The following is a 5,721-nucleotide window of genomic DNA, read 5'->3' as shown; positions in this document are numbered from 1 at the left end:
AAGCTGCTTGCTGATGTCATATCAGGTATTCAATTTAAAGATGGTGAGCGGATCACTCAAGATCAAACAGAACATCACGATTCATTGATACACCACATTTGACAATAACTCCAAGTGATTAATACCGTGGTGTTGTTGGTGGGCATTGTTGAGAATCATCTTAATATGCCGTGTTTTGAGCAACGAAAGGTGGATAATTATATTGCTCATACTGGTAAAAACTATAAACCTATTTTTAGGGATATTGATACCGCTAAATTCATAGAGTCTCAATTTCATTTTGTGACATTAAAAGAGAGCCAAAAGATCTTTGAGGGAAATAATTCAACTGCTTTTGGAGTTCCTAAAAAATGCCTGCATATACAATCTTATGATCAAAGCCAGTACATCAGTTTGGAATTGAGAAGAAAGTTTGTGACTCAGGGCTTTATTCGTCAGATGGTATTAAAATATAAAGCGAATGGTGGCGATGGTAAATATTGGTTATGGGACGATTACCAACGTATAATTGAACTATCTGGACACATAGAGTAACTCAGCTTATTTTAGTCAGTTATTCTATGAGTTAAGTATCCTAGGCTTAACTGAGCTTTATCTGTTTATGGCGTTATTTTAGGGGATTCGCACGATAGAATTAAAGGTTCTCGAAGAGGCGACTCCCAATTGAACCCAAAAAGGTTCGAATGGGAACATATTCAACAAGTACTCAATGCCACTCTCTAATACCAACGCTTTAATTTCTGTAATAACTAAAAGGGTAATGTGTTTGCAACCGTAAGACCACTTGGTATGGATCGGGGCATGCGGCAGCTAAAGGTGCGGTTATGGGGTTAACTCGAGAGTGGGCAACAGATTTGTTCAATATGGTATACGAGTGAATGCTGTTATTCCTGCTTAAGTGGCAACGCCAGCATATGAAGAGTGGTTTATTCATGCGAAGCAAGGACAGGAAATGGGCTTTCATATTGAAGACCATATTCCCTTAGAGCGGCGAATGACGCGTCCTGAAGAGATAGCGGCTATGGTTTTGATGTTGGCTTCAAGTCAAAGTAGTCATACTACAGGACAAATTATGTATATTGATGGCGGATATGTGCATTTAGATAGAGTCTTGGGTCGATGACAATGCCTTTATTGTGATTTGATCGGTATTAGTATATTAACTATTTGTATTACCAACGCTAATAAAACCATGCACCCTCCAACCCAGTTTACTGAGTTATAACCCCAGCCTAGATATATTGTCACTCCACCTAAATAGGTTCCTAAGGCGATGCCAATATTGAATGAGGAAATATTGGCTGCGGATGAAACGGTCGGTGCATTTTCAGCATATTTTGCGATTTGAGCTTGCATCGGAGCTGTGACAGAAAAGCCAAATAATCCTAAAAGAAATATAAGGATAATTGCCGTAATAGGATTTTGGGTGCTGACACTGAAAATAAATAATGTAAGAGATAAGCAAAATAGTAAGGTGGCAAGGGCCGGTGCTAATGCCATATCAGCCGCCTTACCCCCAATAAGGTTACCAGCAAAAGTGCCTATACCAAAGAGTAATAACAATCCAATTATCGCATTTTCAGAAAAGCCAGCGAGGTGGGTCATCATAGGTGTAATGTATGCAAAGGAGGTAAAAACCCCTCCATAGCCTAAAGCCGTAATCAATAAGGCACGCCAAACAAAAGGGTTTTTGAACATGATTATTTCATGTTTTAGATGCGTTTTTTGTATGGTGATGTTATTAGGTATCAAAATAATGAGACTAATAAGGCTGATACAGCCCAATACTGAAATAACCCAAAACATAGAGCGCCAACCGAAATATTGTGAAAGAGTGGTTCCTAGTGGCATTCCAAGAACATTTGCTAACGTTAAACCTGTAAACATTAATGCAATTGCATGTGCCTGTTTATTTTTAGGGGCAGAATGAGCCGCAACAACGGAGCCTATTCCTAAAAATGCTCCATGACAAAAGGCTGAAATGATGCGACCTAACATTAATATTTGATAACTTGGAGACAAAGCGGAAATGAGGCTACCGAGTATAAATAACCCCATTAAGCTTATTAATACAGGCTTTCGGGGGAGGTTGATACTCACAGCGGTAAGTATCGGGGCACTGATCACAACAGCGAAAGCATAGCCACTCATCAACCATCCTGCTGCTGAGACTGATATTTTAAATGTATTAGCAATATCGGATAACACACCTGCCATGACAAATTCGGTTGTACCGATACAAAAAGCACACATGGCAAGAGCAAGAAGAATACCATTATTACTTTGTAATGGATTTAAATTAGATACACGATTATTACTTTGTAATGGATTTAAATTAGATACACGATTATTACTGCATTTGACGGTTCTTTTATCCATTAATATTCATCATTCCTATCATTATATTGGCATATTAATTATAGGAAGAGGAGGCTGTGACGGGGTTATTCTTAAATCAAATTTCTTTCCAAGCTCGGGTCATTTCACGGCGGCCGAGTGCGCCAGGGTAGGCTTTAACGGTAAATCCTGCGGCTTTCAAATTACGCTTAAATTGGCCATTGGCACAATAAGACACCAGCATGCCCCCTTTGTCCATCATCTTGACGATGTTATCAAAGTTATCTTGCGTCCACAGTTCAGGTTGTTTACTGGGGGCAAATGCATCGTAATAGACTAAATTGAAATCGGCTTTGGGTGAGTGAAAGTTTTGTAATTTTCCATGGACTTTATGCAAGATAAAACCGGGCATAATTTCGACATCACAATTCCATGGCGCCATGTGTAATTTGTCGAATAAATCTGCCAGCTTGGTTGATAATTGCTGTTTATAATTCAGTTGGCTGACAATGTCTAATGAAAGTGGGTAAGCTTCGATGCTGGTGTAGTGAATGGATCGTTCAATCTTCCCTGTTGTAGCCAGTGCACTTTGCAAGGAAAGAATAGCATTCATGCCTGAACCAAAGCCTAGTTCTAGAATATTGACTTGATTAAATTCTGTCGTTAATGCGTCAAAACCTGCGTGAATATACACATATTGAGATTCACTCATGGCACCATTATGGGCATGATAACTGTCATCGAACAGTGAGCTCATCAAGGTATGGGAGCCATCTTTGGTTAATTGGACTTTTATTTCATTCATGTGTGAAGAGGAATTGTATTGATGTAAATATTCATTTTAACAATGAATCATCACAGAAAATAGAGCTGATGTGATTAAAAAGAGAAGTGCTATCGCGCTTCTCTTTTGGGTTCAAAGTGAATTGACTTTGATGAATGCTAAGTGACCAAGTTTTTTTAAATCGATGATGGTTCAGTGATGTCGGTCAGTGTTCCAATTTTTATTTAGTATTTTCTAAGTCCATCAATCATGGCTTCAACAAAATGAGCATTTCCTTGAGTCCGGCGTGTATCTTCTTCAAAAATATATTGATTGCTGCCGATTTGTGCTCTTGGTACCCAAGTACTTCGAATTAAGTCTTGTGATAGCCAATCTCTTTGAGTATTTACATTGGTAATATTGGCATAATTAATTCTATTAATACCTATTTCTGAGCGAGTAAGAGCACTTAAACCTGCTGAGTTGTAAGCTGTGGTTTTTAAGCCTGTCATGGCTCCAGCATATTCTACGGCTTCACCACCTAAGGAATGACCGATAAGTTCAATTGATTTGCTGCCAATACCTGTATGATGTTCCTGAAAGTCTTCAGCAATGCTGCGTGCAGTTCGCATAAAAGTATCACTATAAAGGCTACCTGTAATAGCGCCTATTTGGGTTCTAGGCTCATTAGTGATACCACGAAAAGCCAGCTTAAGTGTATTTGTTCCCTCATCAACAAATACGCCCATACCTACAGGAATGGAGAGGTTAGTTTGAATAATACCCGTGTTAGAATTGTACAACCTGCGCCATTGATGAGGGACTTCTGAAGGTTGGGCAAGACGATAGTTTTCCGGCAAATTGAGTTGACTGGATGCTAAAGCTTGTAGAGATGCAGGGGCGGAGTTTTCTTTTCCTTCATTGCGCATAACATGATTACACAGTTGTAATTCATTGATGGCTTTTTGTTTCATCTCTCTAGGGAAGACTGTTTGTCCCATTCGAGCATTGATGCTGACATCTTTACCTAAACAAAAATGAAAAGCACGTGTTAATAGCATTTCACCTAAGCAAATGAACCCAGCGGTGGCGCCAACGACGGCGTTGCTAATCGTACCTATTCCGGTGATGATGCGGCCTAAACTACCGACACCATGGAGGGCTACTTCATAGTTGTTACTACTTGGAAGAGTATGAATATTTGGTTGGTAAGTTTCCATTTCATCACTTGATAATATTGACTCCTCTACTGCTTGTGAAGCGTTACCTATCCCACTGAGTAAATTGCCTGGTATACGGCTTAATGTAGATATAAGATTACCAATACTGTATTTCCCACCTAAAGGGGTGTTTAACACGCCTAAATTGCGCGTGCTTTGCACGTCAGATTGGCTTGTTATTTGAGCTAATCCTTTTCCAAAATGGGGGACCTTGCCTGACATTTCATGGGTATTATTTTCATGTATTTCATTTGGTGAAGCGATATGATGCTGTTCAATCTCGGGAGGAGAGAGCACTAAACTTGGCATTTTATATTCCTATTACTTGTATGGGTTAAATTATCTTGTGATGACGATTAAAGGCATTAACATGTTTTTTATCTGATATGTTTGAGTCAGGTTCTAAGGCTTTGTTGTCAATTAACTCTATGGTTAGTGTTATGAAATGGTTTAATAGATTGGCGAAGATATCGGCATTCATTCCTGTAACTTTTTCCACAAAGGTTAAGGTGATATTGTCATGTCTAGGATCTAAGGAGATAGAGGCCCCCCCAGTTGCAAAATTAAAAGCATTGAGTTCTAGTGCACGACGATAAAAAGGTTCTCTGTTATCGCTATTATGAGGTAGGGTGATTAAATTAGAGTAGAAATACACGAGTCCATGTTCCTCTGAAACTTCGATAGTGATTGTTGCTTTATCCGAACATGCCAATTCAATATGGCCATCTTCTCTTAAGTTAAGCTTTATACCTATTGCTTGGCTGATCTGTTCTAACCAATTTGAAATGGTTTTGTGTGTTTTAAATTCAGCTAATTTCATTTGTTTCTCATTTTATTTGAAAGGCTCTGATGTGATTTTGGTTTGAGTCATTTATTTAATTAATCAATATTGAGGCGTATTTAATAATAAAATGTTTAGGTTATCTTCTGAAAAAAACAAGTTACTATCATTTTTATAAAAAGATCATTTACGGATACCGCTAATCATTTAACTAATTGATATTCAGTGATTTTTATGTTGGTTTGTTGTAGGCTAACTTTGCACTTACATTAATTTACATAGTGATTTTAATTAATCGCCCAACTATATCGATTAAGTTATTATATAATGGGACCAATTTAAACTGTTTACGGTGTACTGAATAACAAAATATTTGTCATATTTTGTTTATTGAGGAGTTTACTGCTAAAAATAAAGCTGTACTTACGTAAGTATTCACCAGAGGGGGATTGACTAAGCTGGCATGAGCCCAAATACGTCTGGGTAGTCCTTTTTATCAACCACGGCCACAATGATAGTGCTGATCACTCTTATCGGGGATAACTGTCGCTTCTTGCACGTTTCAACGACAGATAGCAGCCGAGAGCGAAATTTCTCACCTCTATCTGAACTTGTGCCAT

General features: G+C 38.4%; 6 protein-coding genes and 1 pseudogene. 2 read left to right on the top strand and 5 right to left on the bottom strand.

Going from position 1 to position 5,721, the window contains the following annotated elements; genetic code table 11:
- Window positions 1–138 precede the first annotated feature (138 nt).
- Together L2764_RS25380 and L2764_RS25370 are read left to right on the top strand one after the other, a co-directional pair.
- Window positions 139–534, top strand: coding sequence for a hypothetical protein (locus L2764_RS25380; protein WP_248943151.1), 396 nt, complete (start codon window positions 139–141; stop codon window positions 532–534).
- A gap of 364 nt (window positions 535–898) precedes the next feature.
- Window positions 899–1,123, top strand: coding sequence for an SDR family oxidoreductase (locus tag L2764_RS25370; RefSeq protein WP_312018385.1), 225 nt, complete (start codon window positions 899–901; stop codon window positions 1,121–1,123).
- Between the two features lie 8 nt (window positions 1,124–1,131).
- Here the strand turns inward: L2764_RS25370 and L2764_RS25365 are convergent, their stop codons facing one another.
- The 5 genes and pseudogenes from L2764_RS25365 to L2764_RS25345 all read right to left on the bottom strand — a co-directional run.
- Entirely contained in the window at window positions 1,132–2,379 is a 1,248-nt protein-coding gene (locus L2764_RS25365; protein WP_248943149.1) for an MFS transporter, read from the bottom strand.
- A gap of 76 nt (window positions 2,380–2,455) precedes the next feature.
- On the bottom strand, window positions 2,456–3,142 hold the full coding sequence (gene mnmC2, locus L2764_RS25360; protein ID WP_248943148.1) for a tRNA (5-methylaminomethyl-2-thiouridine)(34)-methyltransferase MnmC2: 687 nt from the start codon (window positions 3,140–3,142) through the stop codon (window positions 2,456–2,458).
- A gap of 203 nt (window positions 3,143–3,345) precedes the next feature.
- Window positions 3,346–4,629 (bottom strand): hypothetical protein, encoded by a 1,284-nt coding sequence (locus tag L2764_RS25355; RefSeq protein WP_248943147.1) that lies wholly within the window; start codon window positions 4,627–4,629, stop codon window positions 3,346–3,348.
- 25 nt (window positions 4,630–4,654) lie between these two features.
- Complete coding sequence (locus L2764_RS25350) at window positions 4,655–5,140, bottom strand: CesT family type III secretion system chaperone (RefSeq protein WP_248943146.1); 486 nt, start codon at window positions 5,138–5,140, stop codon at window positions 4,655–4,657.
- A gap of 414 nt (window positions 5,141–5,554) precedes the next feature.
- Window positions 5,555–5,721, bottom strand: a pseudogene (locus L2764_RS25345) (IS66 family transposase); the annotation flags it as partial.

Source organism: Shewanella surugensis (genome assembly GCF_023284005.1).
Taxonomy (GTDB): domain Bacteria; phylum Pseudomonadota; class Gammaproteobacteria; order Enterobacterales; family Shewanellaceae; genus Shewanella; species Shewanella surugensis.
The sequence above is the reverse complement of the archived record's forward strand: the minus strand, read 5'-3'. Positions and strand labels throughout refer to the sequence as shown.

Excerpts from the sequence above, each read along its gene's own strand:
- L2764_RS25365 (WP_248943149.1), bottom strand. The coding sequence starts at position 2,379 with ATGGATAAAAGAACCGTCAAATGCAGTAATAATCGTGTATCTAATTTA.
- mnmC2 (WP_248943148.1), bottom strand. The coding sequence starts at position 3,142 with ATGAATGAAATAAAAGTCCAATTAACCAAAGATGGCTCCCATACCTTG.
- L2764_RS25355 (WP_248943147.1), bottom strand. The coding sequence starts at position 4,629 with ATGCCAAGTTTAGTGCTCTCTCCTCCCGAGATTGAACAGCATCATATC.
- L2764_RS25350 (WP_248943146.1), bottom strand. The coding sequence starts at position 5,140 with ATGAAATTAGCTGAATTTAAAACACACAAAACCATTTCAAATTGGTTA.